The organism is Cryptosporangium arvum DSM 44712, from assembly GCF_000585375.1.
Classification (GTDB): domain Bacteria; phylum Actinomycetota; class Actinomycetes; order Mycobacteriales; family Cryptosporangiaceae; genus Cryptosporangium; species Cryptosporangium arvum.
Window position 1 is genome coordinate 4,302,728 of the sequence record NZ_KK073874.1, and the last position, 15,195, is coordinate 4,317,922.

Annotated in this window: 15 protein-coding genes; 6 read left to right on the plus strand and 9 right to left on the minus strand. The window is 70.9% G+C overall.

Annotated features, from left to right (window positions below; genetic code table 11):
• Window positions 1-2 precede the first annotated feature (2 nt).
• The 5 genes from CRYAR_RS19305 (at window position 3) to CRYAR_RS19325 (ending at window position 5,381) form a co-directional block, all read left to right on the plus strand.
• On the plus strand, window positions 3-1,235 hold the full coding sequence (locus tag CRYAR_RS19305; protein ID WP_051570650.1) for an ABC transporter substrate-binding protein: 1,233 nt from the start codon (window positions 3-5) through the stop codon (window positions 1,233-1,235).
• Window positions 1,232-2,104, plus strand: coding sequence for a branched-chain amino acid ABC transporter permease (locus tag CRYAR_RS19310; RefSeq protein ID WP_035852675.1), 873 nt, complete (start codon window positions 1,232-1,234; stop codon window positions 2,102-2,104). Before CRYAR_RS19305 ends, CRYAR_RS19310 begins: the two co-directional genes overlap by 4 nt.
• Complete coding sequence (locus CRYAR_RS19315) at window positions 2,101-3,084, plus strand: branched-chain amino acid ABC transporter permease (RefSeq protein ID WP_035852676.1); 984 nt, start codon at window positions 2,101-2,103, stop codon at window positions 3,082-3,084. Before CRYAR_RS19310 ends, CRYAR_RS19315 begins: the two co-directional genes overlap by 4 nt.
• Window positions 3,066-3,761: a TetR/AcrR family transcriptional regulator gene (locus CRYAR_RS43305; RefSeq protein ID WP_051570652.1), complete on the plus strand. Its 696-nt coding sequence runs from the start codon at window positions 3,066-3,068 to the stop codon at window positions 3,759-3,761. The genes CRYAR_RS19315 and CRYAR_RS43305 overlap by 19 nt, the downstream gene beginning before the upstream one ends.
• Window positions 3,762-3,914: 153 nt before the next feature.
• The gene (locus CRYAR_RS19325) at window positions 3,915-5,381 is read left to right on the plus strand and encodes a hypothetical protein (RefSeq protein ID WP_157017900.1); all 1,467 of its coding nucleotides are present in this window, start codon (window positions 3,915-3,917) and stop codon (window positions 5,379-5,381) included.
• A gap of 32 nt (window positions 5,382-5,413) precedes the next feature.
• On the opposite strand, the gene CRYAR_RS19330 is transcribed toward CRYAR_RS19325, so the two are convergent.
• The 5 genes from CRYAR_RS19330 to CRYAR_RS19345 all read right to left on the minus strand — a co-directional run bounded on the left by CRYAR_RS19330 (window position 5,414) and on the right by CRYAR_RS19345 (window position 9,937).
• Entirely contained in the window at window positions 5,414-5,968 is a 555-nt protein-coding gene (locus CRYAR_RS19330) for a 3'-5' exonuclease (protein WP_245620479.1), read from the minus strand.
• A gap of 153 nt (window positions 5,969-6,121) precedes the next feature.
• On the minus strand, window positions 6,122-6,286 hold the full coding sequence (locus tag CRYAR_RS47415; RefSeq protein ID WP_169745058.1) for a hypothetical protein: 165 nt from the start codon (window positions 6,284-6,286) through the stop codon (window positions 6,122-6,124).
• 112 nt (window positions 6,287-6,398) lie between these two features.
• Complete coding sequence (locus CRYAR_RS19335; RefSeq protein ID WP_035852680.1) at window positions 6,399-7,634, minus strand: alpha-hydroxy acid oxidase; 1,236 nt, start codon at window positions 7,632-7,634, stop codon at window positions 6,399-6,401.
• A 94-nt stretch (window positions 7,635-7,728) separates the two neighbouring features.
• Complete coding sequence (locus tag CRYAR_RS19340) at window positions 7,729-8,370, minus strand: fasciclin domain-containing protein (protein WP_051570653.1); 642 nt, start codon at window positions 8,368-8,370, stop codon at window positions 7,729-7,731.
• A gap of 31 nt (window positions 8,371-8,401) precedes the next feature.
• On the minus strand, window positions 8,402-9,937 hold the full coding sequence (locus CRYAR_RS19345; RefSeq protein ID WP_035852682.1) for a molybdopterin-dependent oxidoreductase: 1,536 nt from the start codon (window positions 9,935-9,937) through the stop codon (window positions 8,402-8,404).
• A gap of 148 nt (window positions 9,938-10,085) precedes the next feature.
• On the opposite strand from CRYAR_RS19345, the gene CRYAR_RS19350 reads away from it, so the two are divergent.
• Window positions 10,086-11,660, plus strand: coding sequence for a histidine kinase N-terminal 7TM domain-containing diguanylate cyclase (locus CRYAR_RS19350; RefSeq protein WP_157017904.1), 1,575 nt, complete (start codon window positions 10,086-10,088; stop codon window positions 11,658-11,660).
• Between the two features lie 42 nt (window positions 11,661-11,702).
• Here the strand turns inward: CRYAR_RS19350 and CRYAR_RS19355 are convergent, their stop codons facing one another.
• The 4 genes from CRYAR_RS19355 to CRYAR_RS19370 are packed head-to-tail and all read right to left on the minus strand — an operon-like array spanning window position 11,703 to window position 15,122.
• Window positions 11,703-12,542, minus strand: a complete 840-nt coding sequence (locus CRYAR_RS19355; protein ID WP_063725732.1) for an ABC transporter ATP-binding protein — start codon at window positions 12,540-12,542, stop codon at window positions 11,703-11,705.
• Window positions 12,539-13,336, minus strand: a complete 798-nt coding sequence (locus CRYAR_RS19360; RefSeq protein WP_035852686.1) for an ABC transporter permease — start codon at window positions 13,334-13,336, stop codon at window positions 12,539-12,541. Before CRYAR_RS19360 ends, CRYAR_RS19355 begins: the two co-directional genes overlap by 4 nt.
• Entirely contained in the window at window positions 13,333-14,163 is an 831-nt protein-coding gene (locus CRYAR_RS19365) for an ABC transporter permease (RefSeq protein ID WP_051570654.1), read from the minus strand. Before CRYAR_RS19365 ends, CRYAR_RS19360 begins: the two co-directional genes overlap by 4 nt.
• Window positions 14,160-15,122 carry an ABC transporter substrate-binding protein gene (locus tag CRYAR_RS19370; protein WP_035852687.1) on the minus strand — a complete coding sequence of 321 codons (963 nt, stop codon included), beginning with the start codon at window positions 15,120-15,122 and terminating at the stop codon, window positions 14,160-14,162. The genes CRYAR_RS19365 and CRYAR_RS19370 overlap by 4 nt, the downstream gene beginning before the upstream one ends.
• Window positions 15,123-15,195: the final 73 nt, after the last annotated feature.

Below are 15,195 nucleotides of genomic sequence, written 5' to 3' on the forward strand. Positions count from 1 at the left end.
CGATGAAGCGCAAGGAACTGCTGGCCGGTGCCGTGACGGCCGTCCTGCTCCTCGGTGCCTGCGGTCAGGGCGGACCCGGGGCGTCCGGCGGGAAGTTCACCGGCGACAAGCTCGTGCTGGCGGTGCTCAACGACCAGTCGGGCGTCTACAAGGACGCCTCCGGGCCCAACTCGGTCACCGCGGTCAAGATGGCGGTGGCCGACTACCGGAAGAAGTACGGCGACAAGGCGGTCGTCGACACGATCGAGGTGACCTCGACCGACCACCAGAACAAGCCCGACATCGCCAACACCAAGGCGGCCGAGCTGTACGAACGCGGGGGAGCCGACGTCATCCTCGACGTGCCCACCTCGTCCGCGGCCCTGGCCGTCGCCACCCAGGCCAAGAACCACAAGAAGCTCTTCCTCGACGTCAGCGCGGCGACCACCGCGCTCACCGGCGAACAGTGCAACAAGTACACGTTCCAGTGGGCCTACAACACGTACATGCTCGCCCACGGCACCGGCACGACCGTGACCAAGAACGGGGGTGCGAAGTGGACGATCATCTACCCCGACTACGAGTTCGGGCAGAACATGACCAAGTCGTTCACCGACGCGATCACCAAGGCCGGCGGGACCGTGCAGAACTCGATCCCGACGCCGTTCCCGAACGAGAACTTCGCGACGTTCCTCACCAAGGCCGGGAGCACCAGGCCCGACGTCATCGGGACGATGCACGCCGGTGGTGACCTGATCAACCTGGTCAAGCAGTTCAACGACTCGGGGCTGAAGGAGAAGGGCATCGAGCTGGCCGTCGGGCTGATGCTCATCACCGACATCCACTCGCTGGGCGTCGACCAGTTCGCCGGCACGATGTTCACCGACGCCTGGTACTGGAACATGGACGCCGAGTCGCGTGCCTGGGCCGACCGCTTCCGGGCCGAGACCAGGACCCGCCCGACGTTCGAACACGCCGGCAACTACTCCGCGGCCCTCCAGTACCTGGAGGCGGTGCAGGCCGCCGGCACCGACGACGCCGACGCGGTCGTCGGTGAGCTCGAGGGCAAGAAGGTCGAGGACGTGTTCCTGCGCAACGGCGAGATCCGCGCCGCGGACCACTCGGTCGTGCACGACGCGTACCTCGTCCGGGTCAAGAAGCCCTCGGAGGTGACCGAGGACTGGGACTACGAGGAGATCGTGACGACGATCCCCGCCGCGGAGGCCTTCGCCCCCGCGTCCGGGTGCTCGATGTGAACGCGGTGCTGCAGTACACCGTCCAGGGCCTGGCGGCCGGCAGCTTCTACGCGCTGGCCGCCCTGGGGCTGGCGATCATCTTCGGTGTGCTCGGTGTGGTGAACTTCGCCCACGGCGCGTTCTACATGCTGGGCGCGGTCGCCGCGGCGGTGCTGCTCGACTCGTTCGGCCTCTCGCTGTGGTGGTCGCTGCTGGTCGTGCCGGTGCTGATGTTCGGCTTCGGCGTCGTCGTGGAGCGGTTGCTCGTGCAATGGCTGCTGCGCCTCGACCCGCTCTACAACTTCCTGCTCACGTTCGGCCTCACGCTCGTCGTGGTGGAGCTGGTCAAGCAGCGCTACGGCGTCTCCGGGCTGCCCTACGAGCTGCCGGGCGCGCTGCGGGGGCGCCTCGAGCTGGCCGGTGTCGTGCTGCCGTACTACCAGCTGTTCGTGCTGCTGGCCTCGGCGGTGGTCTGCGCGCTGGTCGGCCTGGTCATGACACGGACCAGGGTCGGCATGATCGTCCGGGCCGCCACCGAGAAACCGGAGCTCGCCCGGGCCCTCGGCATCAACGTCGGCCGCTGGGTGACGCCGGTGTTCGGCTTCGGCGTCGCGCTCGCCGGACTGGCCGGCGTGCTCGCCGCACCGTTCCGGGCGATCACCGCCGACATGGGCAACAGCTTCGCGATCATCCTGTTCGCGGTCGTGGTCATCGGCGGGCTCGGCTCGATCGTCGGCGCGGTCGTCGCGGGCTTCCTGGTGGGGCTGGTCGAGGCGTTCGGGCAGGCCTACGCCCCGACGTTCGCGCAGATCCTCATCTTCGTCCTGATGGCCGTGATCATCCTGGTGCGGCCGGCCGGGTTGTTCGGACGCGCGGAGGCGACGGCATGACGGTGACCGAGGCCCCCGCCACGAATGCGGACGCCCCCGCCGCGGGCCACCACCCGCGGCGGCGCTGGGCCCTGCTGGCCGCCGGGCTGCTCGCCGCGCTCGCGCTGCCCTGGTTCGTCTACCCGCCGGTGGCGATGGACATCGTGGCGATGGCGCTGTTCGCGATCGCGCTGGACATCCTGCTCGGCTACACCGGCCTGCTCTCGTTCGGGCACGCCGCGTTCTGGGGCAGCTCGGCCTACGTGACCGGTCTGATCGCGACCCATTACGGGGTGCCGTTCCCGCTCGCGATCGTCGGCGGCGCGGTGTTCGCGATGATCCTCGCGCTGCCGCTCGGGTACCTCTCGGTGCGCCGGTCGGGGATCTACTTCGCGATGGTGACGCTGGCGTTCGCCCAGCTCGTCTACTTCGTCGGGTACCAGTGGAGCGACCTGACCGGCGGCGAGAACGGGCTCCAGGGCGTACCCCGCGCGTTCTTCGGCCTCGAGCTCGTCGAGACGAACTCGTTCTACTTCTACTACGCGGCGCTGCCGATCCTGCTGCTCGGCATGTGGGCGGCCTGGCGGATCGTGCACTCGCCGTTCGGACGGGTGCTGGTGTCGATCCGCGACAACTCCCAGCGGGCCCGGGCCCTGGGCTACGAGGTGGAGAAGTACAAGGTCGTCGCGTTCGTGCTCTCGGCCGGGCTGACCGGGCTGGCCGGCGGCGTGTTCGCGATCAACCACGGGTTCGTCGCGCTGACCGAGCTGCACTGGAGCACCTCGGGCGAGGTCGTCCTGATGACCGTGCTGGGCGGAATCGGCACGCTCTGGGGCGGGATCCTCGGGGCGTTCCTGGTCGTGATGCTCGCCGACTACCTGGCCTCGTCCGGGTTCCACGGCATCGACCTCGTCACCGGCTCGGTCTTCGTCGTGGTGGTGCTGCTCTTCCGCCGGGGCATCTGGGGTACCGTTCGGCACCGATGGCGCGACCGGCGGTGACCCCGCGCAAGATACTCGAGACCAAGTACCGGATCTCGGAGACGGCGATGGCCCTCTTCCTGGAGGAGGGGTACGCGAACGTCACCGTGGAGGCGGTCGCGGAGGCGTCGAGCGTGTCCCGCCGCACCATCTTCCGGCACTTCGAGAGCAAGGACGAGCTGGTCTTCCCGGACCACACCGAGCGCCTCGGGCTGGTCGGCCGGTGTCTGGACGACTCCGCTCCCGGCGCCGACCCGGTGGAGGCCGTCATCGCGGCCACCGAGGAGTCACTGCGTGAGTTCGTCAGCCGGCCCGACCTCGTGCTCCGGCGCTACCAGCTGACGCGCGTCGTGCCCGAGCTGCGCAAGCGCGAGGTCATCGAGCACGAGCGCTACGTGGCCCTGACCCGGTCGTTCCTGCGTGACCACCTGCCCGCCGACGCCCCGCCGTTCCAGCCGGTGGCGCTCGCCGCGCTCATCGACGCGATCCACCGGTCGGCGCTTGGCCACTGGGTGCGCACCGGCGGCGCGACCGATCCGCTGGCCGAGCTGGCGGCCGGCATGGAGTGGGTCCGCCGTCTCGTCGACCACCAGTCGACGTTCTCGGCCGCTCCGCTGCTGCTCGCGGTGCTGCCGGACACGCCGCACACCCGGCGCGCGCTGACGTCGCTGAAGGACGAGGCGCAGGACCTGCTCTAGGCCCGGGCTGGGTGCGCTGGCCGGGCGGCGAGCCATCGTCTGACCGTTTTCGCTCCACTGTGTAGTCGGCCTCGCGACGCAACGTGGAAAGAAGTCCTCTCCCCGTCCCACACTGCGGGCACCGGATCGGCGTCGGCCACGGGGAGGCACTTCATGACGCGATCACGTCAACTGGCGATTCCACGGCAGCGGTCGGGACCGGCGAAACGCACGGCCGCGGTGGCACCCGCGTACACACACGTGGTGCCGCCGCGGCCGTTCGTCCCGTCGGTCTCGGACACCCGCTGCCGGAGCATGGTCAGCAAGTCGTCGTACTACTTCTCCACCTACTGGTGGCGAACGAAGAACCGCTACGCCGCGACCGGCATCCCGAACATCACCTGGACCGACGCGTACGCCACCGGCATGGAGGTGAAGGTCCGCGAGGCGTGCAACGCGGCGCTCACGATGGCGGTGTGCGCCGGCTGGGGCGGCCATCTGCCGTCGGCGATCTCGCTCGACCTCGGTGACGTCCGCAACCGCGCGGCCCGGCTGGTGGTCGGGGTGGCACGCAGGCACGTCACCTACGGGACCGGCGGAGCCCGGTGGGGCGGCAACTGGCAGTCCGCCTACTGGGCGTACTCGTTGGGGCTGGCGGCCTGGCTGCTGTGGCGGACGCAGCTGACGAACGCCTGGGACCGCGAGGCCGTCTGCGCCGTGGTCGAGTACGAGGCCGACCAGCAGCTGCACCGCAACCGGCCGGAGATCTGGCGCGACTCCACCGGCGTCGACCAGCCGTTCAGCGGTGTCTACCGGGTCGGGATCCGCAGCGGCGACAGCGCCGCCGAGGAGAACATGTGGCAGGCGACCGTGCTCGACCTCGCGGCCACGATGATGCCCGGCCACCCGCGCGCGGCGGCGTGGCGGGCGAAGGCCGCGCAGTTCGGGATCGTCGGGGCGATGTCGCGCAACGACCTCTGGGACACCGGCACCGACGTCAACGGGGAGAGCCCGAACCACTGGACGGTCGGCACGACGATGGCGTCCCCGCCACCCGGCCCGGCGCAGATCGGCAAACCCGGCTACAACTGGTCCGAGCAGTACGTCGTCACCAACCACGGCAAGCGCAACCCCGACTACATGCAGGCCGACGCGATGCGCCTCGCGTTGTCGCTGCACCACTCGCTGGCCGGTGAGCCCACCCCGGAGTGGGTGCGCTGGAACAGCGCGCGGATCTACGGGGCGATGCGCACGGTCGTGTACCCGGGCACGGTCAGCCCGGCCAAGCCGATGTACAAGGACACCGCGAGCCCGTCGCTGTACTTCCCGGACGGCTCGGACTGGGGCACCGCCCGGCACACCGGTTTCTGGCTCTGGGACTCGCTGGTGGAGACCCACGTCGGCCCGTCGCCGTTCGTCCCGGTCGGCGCGGTGCACTGGGGGTCGGTCCACGGCGCGGCGGCGAAGGCGATGCAGGACCGGACCGGCGTCATGCCCGGTGGCCAGGTCGTGCGTACCGACCTCGAGGACAAGTACCCGGGCCGGGAGGGGTGGCACGCGTCCAGCGCGGCGTTCGTCGTGCTGAACAAGGCCCTCACCAACGCCGGGCGGCTCTCCTGGACGAACGCGCCGCTGGTCTGAGCCGCGGCCGAGCACGGAGTCGCAGGACACGCCTAGGGTTCGGGCCACCGGTCCCGGCGAACCAGGTCGAGGACGAGCGCCGCGATGTTCCAGGCGTCGTCCTCGCCCCGGTGGTGCCGGCCTTCGAGCGGCAGGCCCGCCCGCTCGAGCGCCTGCGCCATCCCCGGCCGCTTGCGGAGCCCGTGCGCCTCGGTGAAGACGAGCTTCGCGTTCGTGTGGTGCCGCCCGAACGGGTAGGCGGCCGGGGTCGCGGCGCACTGCCGGAGGAACTGTTTCCGGTCGTAGTCGCCCCAGCTCGCCCACGGCCGCTGTCCGGCCCGGTGGTCGGACGCGAGCCGGCGGCAGGCCTCGGCGAAGCTGACGCCGCGGTCGACCTCGTCCTGGGTCAGCCCGGTCAGCTCGGTGCAGAACGCGCTGACCCGCGACCGGACCGGCCGGACGAGGATCCGGTGCCGTTCCCGCCGCCGCGCCGCGTCCAGGTCCACCACGGTCAGGCCGATCTCGACGATCTCGCTGACCGAGCCGGGCGGCGGGTGACCCGCCCAGCACGTCGCTTCGACGTCGACGACGTTGAGGATCCTGGACACCGCCGTCACGGTAGGGGCGCTCGGGCGGCTACGCAGCCGGATTTCGGCGGGCGCAGCCGTTCGGACTCCGCGGCGGCCCCGACAACGGGCGGACCCGGTGGCGGGGAGGCGGCCGGTCACGTTCCTGGCCGCCTCGCCGACCGGGGCCCGAGCTCAGAGTTTCCGCAGGCCGCGACGCGCTTCCACGACACCCATCACGATCGCGACGACGAGAGCGATCGCACCGATGATCAGCAGCCACTTGACCGCCTTGATCACCAGCCCGAGCACGATCAACACGACGGCGACGACGCCCAGGGCGATGAGCAGTGCGCGCATGAGGTACCTCTTCCGACGGGGCCGATTGCTGTGCCCTACCCGGTTCGAAGTGCGGCTATAGCGCTCCACCGCGTCCGGTTCGCGTCGGCCGTGGAGCCGCGTTCTGATCCTTCTACCGGGGGCGGGGCGCGAGGCGCGCGAGCTGGGTGACGTGTCGGGGGGTGAGTTCCTCGATGCTGTGTGCGCCGAGGAGTTTCATGGTGCGGATGATTTCGGTGGAGAGGATGTCGATGGTTTTGTCGACGCCGGGTCGTCCGGCGGCCATGAGGCCGTAGAGGTAGGCGCGGCCGATGAGGGTGAATTTGGCGCCGAGGGCGAGGCAGGCGACGATGTCGGCGCCGTTCATGATGCCGGTGTCGACGCTGATTTCGACGTGGTGGCCGACTTCGCGGGTGACGTCGGGCAGGAGGTGGAAGGGGATGGGGGCGCGGTCGAGTTGGCGGCCGCCGTGGTTGGAGAGCAGGATTCCGTCGACGCCGTAGTCGGTGAGTTTTTGTGCGTCTTCGAGGGTTTGGACGCCTTTGACGGCGAGTTTGCCGGGCCACATGTCGCGGATGATTTTCAGGTCTTCGTAGGAGATGGTGGGGTCCATGGCGGCGTCGAGGAGTTCGCCGACGGTGCCGCCGGTGGAGGAGAGGGACGCGAATTCGAGTTTGGGGGTGGTGAGGAAGTCGTACCACCACCAGGGTCGGGGGATCGCGTTGGCGACGGTGCGCAGGGACAGTTGTGGGGGGATGGAGAACCCGTTGCGTTTGTCGCGGAGGCGGGCTCCGGCGACGGGGGTGTCGACGGTGAAGAACAGGGTGTCGAACCCGGCGGCGGCGGCGCGTTCGACGAGGCCGTAGGAGATTTCCCGCTGGCGCATGACGTAGAGCTGGAACCAGTTACGCCCGGTCGGGTTGGCGGCTTTGACGTCCTCGATCGACGTCGTACCCAGTGTGGAGAGCGTGAACGGAATACCCGCGGCGCCCGCTGCGCCGGCGCCGGCGGTTTCGCCTTCGGTGTGCATGAGGCGGGTGAATCCGGTGGGCGCGATCCCGAAGGGCATCGCCGACGGCCCCCCGAACACGGTGGTGGAGGTGTCGACGTTCGCGACGTCGGCGAGGACCGAGGGGTGGAATTCGACGTCGAGGAATGCTTGGCGGGCGCGGCGCAGGGAGAGTTCGGCTTCGGCGGCGCCGTCGGTGTAGTCGAAGGCGGCGCGGGGGGTGCGTCGTTGGGCGATGCGGCGGAGGTCGGCGATGGTGAGGGCGCTGTCGAGGCGTCGGGTGCGTCCGTTGAGCTGGGGTTTTTTGAGTTGCAAAAGCTCGAAGATTTCCGCGGGCTTCGGAACCTGACGTCGCACCACGGGATCTCCCCTCGTTGAAACGTTTCAGGCCCGAGGCTAGCAGCCGAAGGCCGCGCGGATGGTGGGCCGGCCACCATCCGCGCGGACCGGACGACTACTTCGGCATCAGCACGGTGTCGATCAGGTAGACGGTGGCGTTCGCGGTCTGGACGTTGCCGCAGACAACCTTGGCGTCGCCGTTCACGGTGAAGTCCTCGCCGCTGCCGGCCGCGGTGATCTCCCCGCCCTGGAGGGACTTGAACGGGCCGGCGGTGCCGAGCTGCTCGGGCGTGACCGTCTGCCCCACCACGTGGTAGGTCAGGATCTTCGTCAGCATCGCCTTGTCGGCCAGCACCTTCTGCAGGTCCGCGGCGGGGATCTTCGCGAACGCGTCGTTCGTCGGCGCGAAGACCGTCACGTTCTTGGCGCTGTTGAGCGTGTCGACCAGGCCGGCCGCGCCCACGGCCTTGACCAGCGTCGAGAGGACCGGGTTGTTGCTCGCGGCGGTGGCGACCGGGTCCTGGGACATCCCGGAGAACGAGCCGGCGCCCGAGGCGGGCACCGCGGAGCAGGCGGCGCCGAACGGGCCGTCGGCGGGCATGGCCGACGCCGGCGCCGAGGCCGACGGGGCCGCCGCCATCGAGCTGCCGCTGGTGGTGGCGGTGTCGGACGACGAGTCGTCGCTGCAGGCCGCCATCGACAGGGCGAGCAGCGCCGCGGCGGTGGCACCGACCAGGCGGGTACGCGTGCGGATCATGACAGAGTCCTCTCTCAGGGAAATGCGGGGATCAGTCGACGGTCACGACGACCGAGTGCCAGCCGGTCGCGCCGTCGGGGAACGGTTTGGCGCGCCGTTCGGGTTGGGTCGCGCCGGTCCGGTCGGTCGCGCGGACCTCGAGGGTGTGCGGGCCGGGTGCGGCGGTGGTCGCGTCCCACTCCCAGCGCCACATCCGCCAGGTGTCCGCGGAGGGCACCGGGGCCAGCGTCGCGGTGTTCCAGGTACCACCGTCGACGCGGACCTCCACCCGCTCGATGCCCCGGTGTTGCGCCCAGGCGACGCCGGCCACCGTGACCGGCCCGGCCTTCGAACCGGACAGCGGACGCGGGGTGTCGATACGGGAGAAGGTCTTGATCGGGGCCTTGGCCTTCCAGCCCCGCTGGACCCAGTACGGGTCGAAGGCGGCGAACGACGTGAGCTCCAGGTCGACCAGCCACTTGGTGGCCGACACGTACCCGTAGAGACCGGGCACGAGCATGCGCACCGGGTAACCGCGCTCGATCGGCAGCGGCTTGCCGTTCATCCCGACGACGATCAGCGCGTCGCGTCCGTCGCGGACCACGGACGTCGGCGTACCGCAGGTCCAGCCGTCGACCGACCGGCTGACGATCTGGTCGGCGCCCGCCTCGGGCTGCACCTCGTCGAGCAGCGACTTCAGCGGGACGCCGAGCCAGCGGGCGGTACCGGCGAGCACGCCGCCGACCTCGTTGGAGACGCAGGACAACGTGATCACGCGCTCCACCAGGTCGCGGTCGAGGAGATCGGCGTAGGTGAGCGTCAGCGGCGTGCGGACCCGACCGTGGATCCGCAGCCGGTAGCCGTCGGTGGACAGTTGGGGCACGGCCAGTGCGGTGTCGACCCGGTAGAAGTCCTTCTCCGGGGTGAGGAACGGCGTGAGGTCGGGCAGACCCGGATCGACGCCGACCGGCAGCGGCGGGGCCGGGTCGGTCGCCGCAGGCAGCGCGATCGACAGCCGCTCCCGGGCGACGTCACGCAGGTTCTCCAGGAAGCGCCCGGCCGCGCCGAGGCCCGCGGCCCCGACCACGACCACGCCGGACAGCCGGAGGAACCGGCGGCGCGACGGACCGGCGCTCCCGCTCGCCGGCGGGGCCGACCCCACCGCGGCCCCCCGGGGAGCGAGGAACACCAGCACCGTGACGCCGACCGCCGCCCCGGCCAGCGAGGGCAGCCACGCGAGCGGCCCGGCACCCGGACGGGTCACCGCGGCCAGGACGCCGACCGCGCCGAACAGCGCGACCCCGGCCGCGCCCAGCCAGCGGCGGCGCAGCGACACCACGCCGCACGCCATCGCGAACAGCGCCAGCAGGACGAACACCCCGGTGAGCAGAGCGACCTTGTCGTTCGCCCCGAACGTGCGGATACCGAAGTCCTTGACCGGCCGGGGAACCAGATCGATGACGGCGAGGCCGACCGCGACCACCGGTGAGGTGCCGCGCCCGATCAGCGCGGCCACCGGCTCCGCCGATCCGAGGGCGGCGCCGGCGGCGACCACTCCGGTCGCGGCCCCGAGGCCGAGCGTTCTCATCCGTGTCACACCAGGTCTTCGGAGCCGACGGCCCGGCGGATTGGTCCTCCTTTTTCCGCGGCCGATCGGCGCCCGGCCCGCGACCGCGCTCAGCTCGGACGCGGGGCTGCCGATACGGGTGGACGACCCGGAGAAGGATCGAGGGGCCATGTGGCCGCAGCTGATGACGCTCGCCTACGGCGTGGTCGCGTCCATCGGCGCGCACACCGTGGTGGCCGCGTGGCACGGTCGCGCGCACCGCGTCGGGGTACGCCCCCTGGCCGGGCTGGCCGGCGGCATCGCGCTGCTGGCCGTCGTCGCGTGCGCGTCGACGCTGACCGGCGACGCCACCACGCTGCGGGTCCTGGCGACGATCGGCATCCTCCCGCAGGGCGGGCTGATCGCGTCCTACGCGGTGCTGGTCTGGACGATCGGCAACCCGTCCTGGTCGACCCGGTGGCGCATCGCGCTGCTGTCGATCGAGCCGGTCGTCGCGACCGCGCTGGCCGCCACCGACGGATGGCACCATCTGTTCTTCGGCCCGGTCGCGATGAACCCGCTCGGCGTCTGGGTGGTGCAGGTCGGCCCGCTGTACTGGCTGCACCTGATGTTCCTGTACTTCCTGACGATCTGGAGCACGCTGCACTTCGGCCTGGCCGACCCGGCGGCCCCGCAGAAGAAGAAGCGGAAGCTGGGCTGGATGACCGCGATCGCGCTGCCGCCGATCGTCGTGAACTTCCTCGCGCTGGAGGTCGTCCCGCTCGGCGTCGAGCTGACGCTGATCGGGATGGCGAGCACGGTCGTCGTGCTCCGGGTCGTGCTCGACCGCCAGTCGTTCGACCTGCGGCCGGTGGCCCGTGAGCAGGTGATCGACGAGCTCTCCGACTACTTCTGCCTCGTCGACCGGGCCGGGTACGTCCGGGATTTCAACCGGGCGGCGCGACAGCTGCTGGACGGCCTCGACCCGGAGCTGACCCGGCGGCACGACATCCGGATCGAGGAGTTCGGGCTCGGCGTCCAACCGGACCCGGAGCGCGACACCACGACGCTGGTCGAGGACGCCTCCGGGCTCGGGATCGACCTCGAGATCCGGCTGATCGTCCTGCGCGACCGGGCCGGTGCGTGCGTCGGCTGGGCCCTGCTCAGCCGTGACGTCACCGCGTCCCACCGGCAGCAGCGCAGCTTGCGTCGCCAGCTCGAGACGATCGAGGCGCTCCGGGCCGAGCTGGCCGAGCAGGCCGTCCGGGACCCGCTGACCGGTCTGCACAACCGCCGCTACCTCGCCGACGTGCTGGCCGTGCGCTCGGGCGGTGCGGCGGGGGAGCGAAACTGTGTCGCGCTCCTCGACATCGACCACTTCAAGCGCGTCAACGACACCTGGGGCCACGCGGTCGGCGACGACGTGCTGGTCGGGGTGGCCCGCGTGCTCGCCGACGGTCAGCCGCCCGGCGTCGTGGTGGCGCGCAACGGCGGCGAGGAGTTCGTGCTCGTGTTCCCGGGCATCACCGCCGACGAGGGCCGGGCGCGGGTCGAGGCGCTGCGGGCCCGGGTGGCCGCGCGCACGTTCGCGGTCGACGGCGGTGTGTTGCGGGTGACGTTCAGCGCGGGTGTGGCAGCGGCCGACGGGCGGTTCGACGCTGACGCCCTGCTGGAAGGGGCCGACCGGGCGCTGTACCGGGCGAAGGACAACGGCCGGAACCGGACCGAGACGGCGTCGGCGGACGAGTTCGCGCCGGCGATGTAGGCGGCCGGCCCCGGGACCCGGGGTCCCGGGGCTCGGCGCCGGTCACCCCTGGTCGGTGTGGCCGGCCAGCGACGTGCGCTTCTCCGACGCCATGACCAGGCCGTAGACCTCGCCGCGCAGCTCGCCGAAGAGCGCGGTCTGCTTCGTGGCCACCTGGTCACGCGGGCGTTCGAGGCCGATCGCGATGTCCGCGACGACCACCGACGGACCCTGCGAGAGCACCACGACCCGGTCGGACAGGTAGACCGCCTCGTCGATGTCGTGGGTCACGAACAGCACGGTGGTGCCGGTCTCGGCCCAGATGCGCAGCAGGAGGTCCTCGAGCGACGTGCGGGTCTGGGCGTCGACCGAGGCGAACGGCTCGTCCATGATGAGCACCTCGGGCTCGACGACGAGGCCGCGGGCGATCGCGACGCGCTGCTGCATGCCGCCCGACAGCTGCCAGGGGTGCAGGTCGGCGGCGTGCCCGAGCCCGACCATCTCCAGTGCGTGGGCGACCCGGCTGCGGACCTGCTCGCGCGGCACCTTGCGGTCCTTGAGCGGCAGCGCGACGTTCTTCGCGACGGTCAGCCAGGGGAACAGCGAGCGGCTGTAGTCCTGGAACACCACCGCGACCCCGTCACGGGGCCGGTCCAGCGGCGTGCCGCGGAACGTGACCGCGCCGGTCGTCAGCGGCAGCAGCCCGGCGATGCACATCATCAGCGTCGTCTTGCCGCAGCCGGACGGGCCGACGACCGACACGAACTCGCCCGGCCGCACGTCGAACGTGATGCTGCGGACGGCGGGCACGTCCCCGGCGCGGGAACGGTAGGACTTGCCGAGGCCGGCGACCTCGAGAACCGCGGATGTCATCGACTTCTCCCCTCCGATGGTGGCGGTCATCGCGACTCACCGCGGGCCGCGTGGTGCCAGCGCAACGCCGACCGCTCCAGGGCGGCGAACGCGGCGTTGGCCAGGATTCCGATCAGCGCGATCAGCAGGATCGCCGACCACAGCTGCGGGAACCGGAACAGCCGCTGCTGCTGGGTGAGGTAGTACCCCAGCCCGGACGTCGCGGCGTACAGCTCGGAGACGACCATCAGCACCATCGCGGTGCCGACGCTCACCCGCATGCCGGCGACGATCGCCGGGCTGGCCCCGGGCAGCAGGACGTTGAGGAAGTACCGGCGCCGGGACAGCTGCATGCTGCGCGCGGTCAGCGTCATCGTGCCGTCGATCCCGCGGGCGCCGTCGTAGGCGTTGATCAGGATCGGCCACAGGCAGCCGAGCGCGATCAGGAACACGTTCATGCTGTTGGTGATGCCGAAGACGACGATGGCCAGCGGCAGCAGCGCGGTCACCGGCACCGACATGCCGAGCCGGATCAGCGGATTGAAGAACGCGCCGGCCGGGCGCCAGACCCCGAGCAGGATGCCGCCGCAGATCCCGGCCACCGAGGCGATCGCGTAGCCGGCGGCGATGCGGCCGATGCTCGGCAGCACGTTGGTGCGGAACTCCTCGCTCAGGAACAGCGTGGACGGGGTCGCGGCGAACCAGCTGTCGCCGAACGTCCGCAGGATCTCGCTGACCGGCGGGACGAACAACGACCGGGTGACCGTCCGGGTGAGCAGTTCCCAGACCAGAAGCACGACGACGAGCAGCCAGACCCACTGCAGCGGGCGCAGAACGCGTCTCATCGGGCCCCTCCTCGCTGGGCGTTCGCCCACGGCAGCAGGGCGCGTTCGGCGAACGTGAACGCGTAGTACACGACGACCCCGAGCAGGCCGGTGAGCAGGATCCCGGCGTAGACGAAGTCCGGGCGCTGGGCCTGCTGGTAGGTGGTGATCACGGTGCCGATGCCGGTGGTGGCGCCGAGCAGCTCGGTGGAGAGCACCACGATCAGCGCGATCGAGCTGGCCACCCGGATGCCGGTCGCGATCGCCGGCGCCGCCGAGGGCAGCACGATCCGGGTGAGCAGCCGGTAGCGGTTCCAGCCCATGCTGCGCCCGGCCGTGAGCATCTGCGGCTCCGCGTCCCGGACGCCGTACATCGCGTTGAGCAGGATCGGCCAGAAGATCGCGTAGATCGCCAGCGCCAGCTTCATCTGGAAGCCGAGCCCGAACATCAGGATCGCGACCGGCAGGAACGCCGTCGACGGGATCGAGCGGGCCGCGTGCACGACGGTGGACGCGGGCCGGTAGAGCGTCGCGAAGTAGCCCATCAGCAGACCGAGGGGCACCGCCACCGCACCGGCCAGCGCGAGCGAGGCGAACCAGGCCCAGAGCGTGTGCCCGGTCTGGGTCAGGAACTCACGATCGACGAGCAGGTTCCCGGCCCGGGCGAGCATGGCCGCCGGGTACGGGAGAGAGTCCTCCGAGACCGCGCCGGTGCGGACGGCGAGGTCCCAGACGACGAGCAGGGTGACCGCCCCGGCGGCGCCGAGCACCCAGTCGGGGACGGGACGGCGCCGCCGGCGCACCCGGGTGGGTGCGCCGACGGGCCGAACGGGGGTCTCGGTCGTCATGACCGGGCGAACCCGGGGACGAACGCGTCGAGGTCGGGCTTCTTCGGCAGGATCTTCTGCTCGACCATCTGGTCGGCCATCGCGTTCAGCGCGGTGAGGTCGACCGACGGCGAGAGCGCGTTCTGCGGCTGGGCCTTGAGCACGTCGGCCGGCACCTTGTTGCAGGCCGAGAGGAGCGCGAACGACTCGTCGGTGTTCGCCGGCTCACCCAGCGCCGCCATGGTCTCGACCATCGCGTCGTGGAAGCGCGAGGCGGTGTCGCCCTTCGCGACGAACGCCTTGGACGCCACGTAGGTGGCGATGTAGACGGTGCCCGCGGTGGCGAACGGGTCGGCGAGGCTGCGCACCTTGCCGTTGTTGTCGCCGAGGAGCGAGTAGCCGAGCTGGGCGGCGTCGACCTTGCCGGAGAGCAGCGCGGGGACCTGGTCGGAGAACGGCAGCGCGACGAACCGGACGCCGGAGACGTCGACACCGTTCTGCTTCAGCCAGGTGGACGTGACGATCTGATTGAGGCCGTTGAGCTCGTTGACCGCGATCGTCTTGCCCGCGAGGTCCTTCGCGGTCTTCAACGGGGAGTTCGTGCCGACGAAGACACCCTGCGCGGGCTTCGCCGGCGGCAGCGCGTTCGTGTTCGCGCCGGCGACAATCTCTATCGGGAAGCCGGTGTTGTACGCGTTGATCGCCGAGAACCCGTTGACGTACCCGAGGTCGGCGGCGCCGGAGAGCACCGCGGCGACCGCGGCGGACCCACCGGTGGACTTGACCAGCTCGACCTTCAGGTCGTGCTTGGCGAACACACCCTTGGCCTCGGCCCAGGTGTTCCAGATCTCGCAGCCGAACGACGTGACCTTGATCGTGGCGGGACCGCTCGCGGTGTCGGTACCGCCGTCACCGCACGCGGTGGCGGCGAGGGTGAGGACGGTGAGGGCGGCGGCGAGTCCGAACCGGCGTCTGTTCATGACGATTCTCCGTAGTCGTGCAGTGGGGGAGCCCCGGCCGGCGGTGCCCGGCCGGGTGGGATCGGTGGCGGTG

Bases quoted from the DNA above. Each gene is read 5' to 3' on its own strand.
- CRYAR_RS19325 (WP_157017900.1), top strand. From the start codon at position 3,915: ATGACGCGATCACGTCAACTGGCGATTCCACGGCAGCGGTCGGGACCG.
- CRYAR_RS19340 (WP_051570653.1), bottom strand. From the start codon at position 8,370: ATGATCCGCACGCGTACCCGCCTGGTCGGTGCCACCGCCGCGGCGCTG.
- CRYAR_RS19350 (WP_157017904.1), top strand. From the start codon at position 10,086: ATGTGGCCGCAGCTGATGACGCTCGCCTACGGCGTGGTCGCGTCCATC.
- CRYAR_RS47415 (WP_169745058.1), bottom strand. From the start codon at position 6,286: ATGCGCGCACTGCTCATCGCCCTGGGCGTCGTCGCCGTCGTGTTGATC.
- CRYAR_RS19365 (WP_051570654.1), bottom strand. From the start codon at position 14,163: ATGACGACCGAGACCCCCGTTCGGCCCGTCGGCGCACCCACCCGGGTG.
- CRYAR_RS19345 (WP_035852682.1), bottom strand. From the start codon at position 9,937: ATGAGAACGCTCGGCCTCGGGGCCGCGACCGGAGTGGTCGCCGCCGGC.
- CRYAR_RS19315 (WP_035852676.1), top strand. From the start codon at position 2,101: ATGACGGTGACCGAGGCCCCCGCCACGAATGCGGACGCCCCCGCCGCG.
- CRYAR_RS19360 (WP_035852686.1), bottom strand. From the start codon at position 13,336: ATGAGACGCGTTCTGCGCCCGCTGCAGTGGGTCTGGCTGCTCGTCGTC.
- CRYAR_RS19370 (WP_035852687.1), bottom strand. From the start codon at position 15,122: ATGAACAGACGCCGGTTCGGACTCGCCGCCGCCCTCACCGTCCTCACC.
- CRYAR_RS43305 (WP_051570652.1), top strand. From the start codon at position 3,066: ATGGCGCGACCGGCGGTGACCCCGCGCAAGATACTCGAGACCAAGTAC.
- CRYAR_RS19355 (WP_063725732.1), bottom strand. From the start codon at position 12,542: ATGACCGCCACCATCGGAGGGGAGAAGTCGATGACATCCGCGGTTCTC.
- CRYAR_RS19305 (WP_051570650.1), top strand. From the start codon at position 3: ATGAAGCGCAAGGAACTGCTGGCCGGTGCCGTGACGGCCGTCCTGCTC.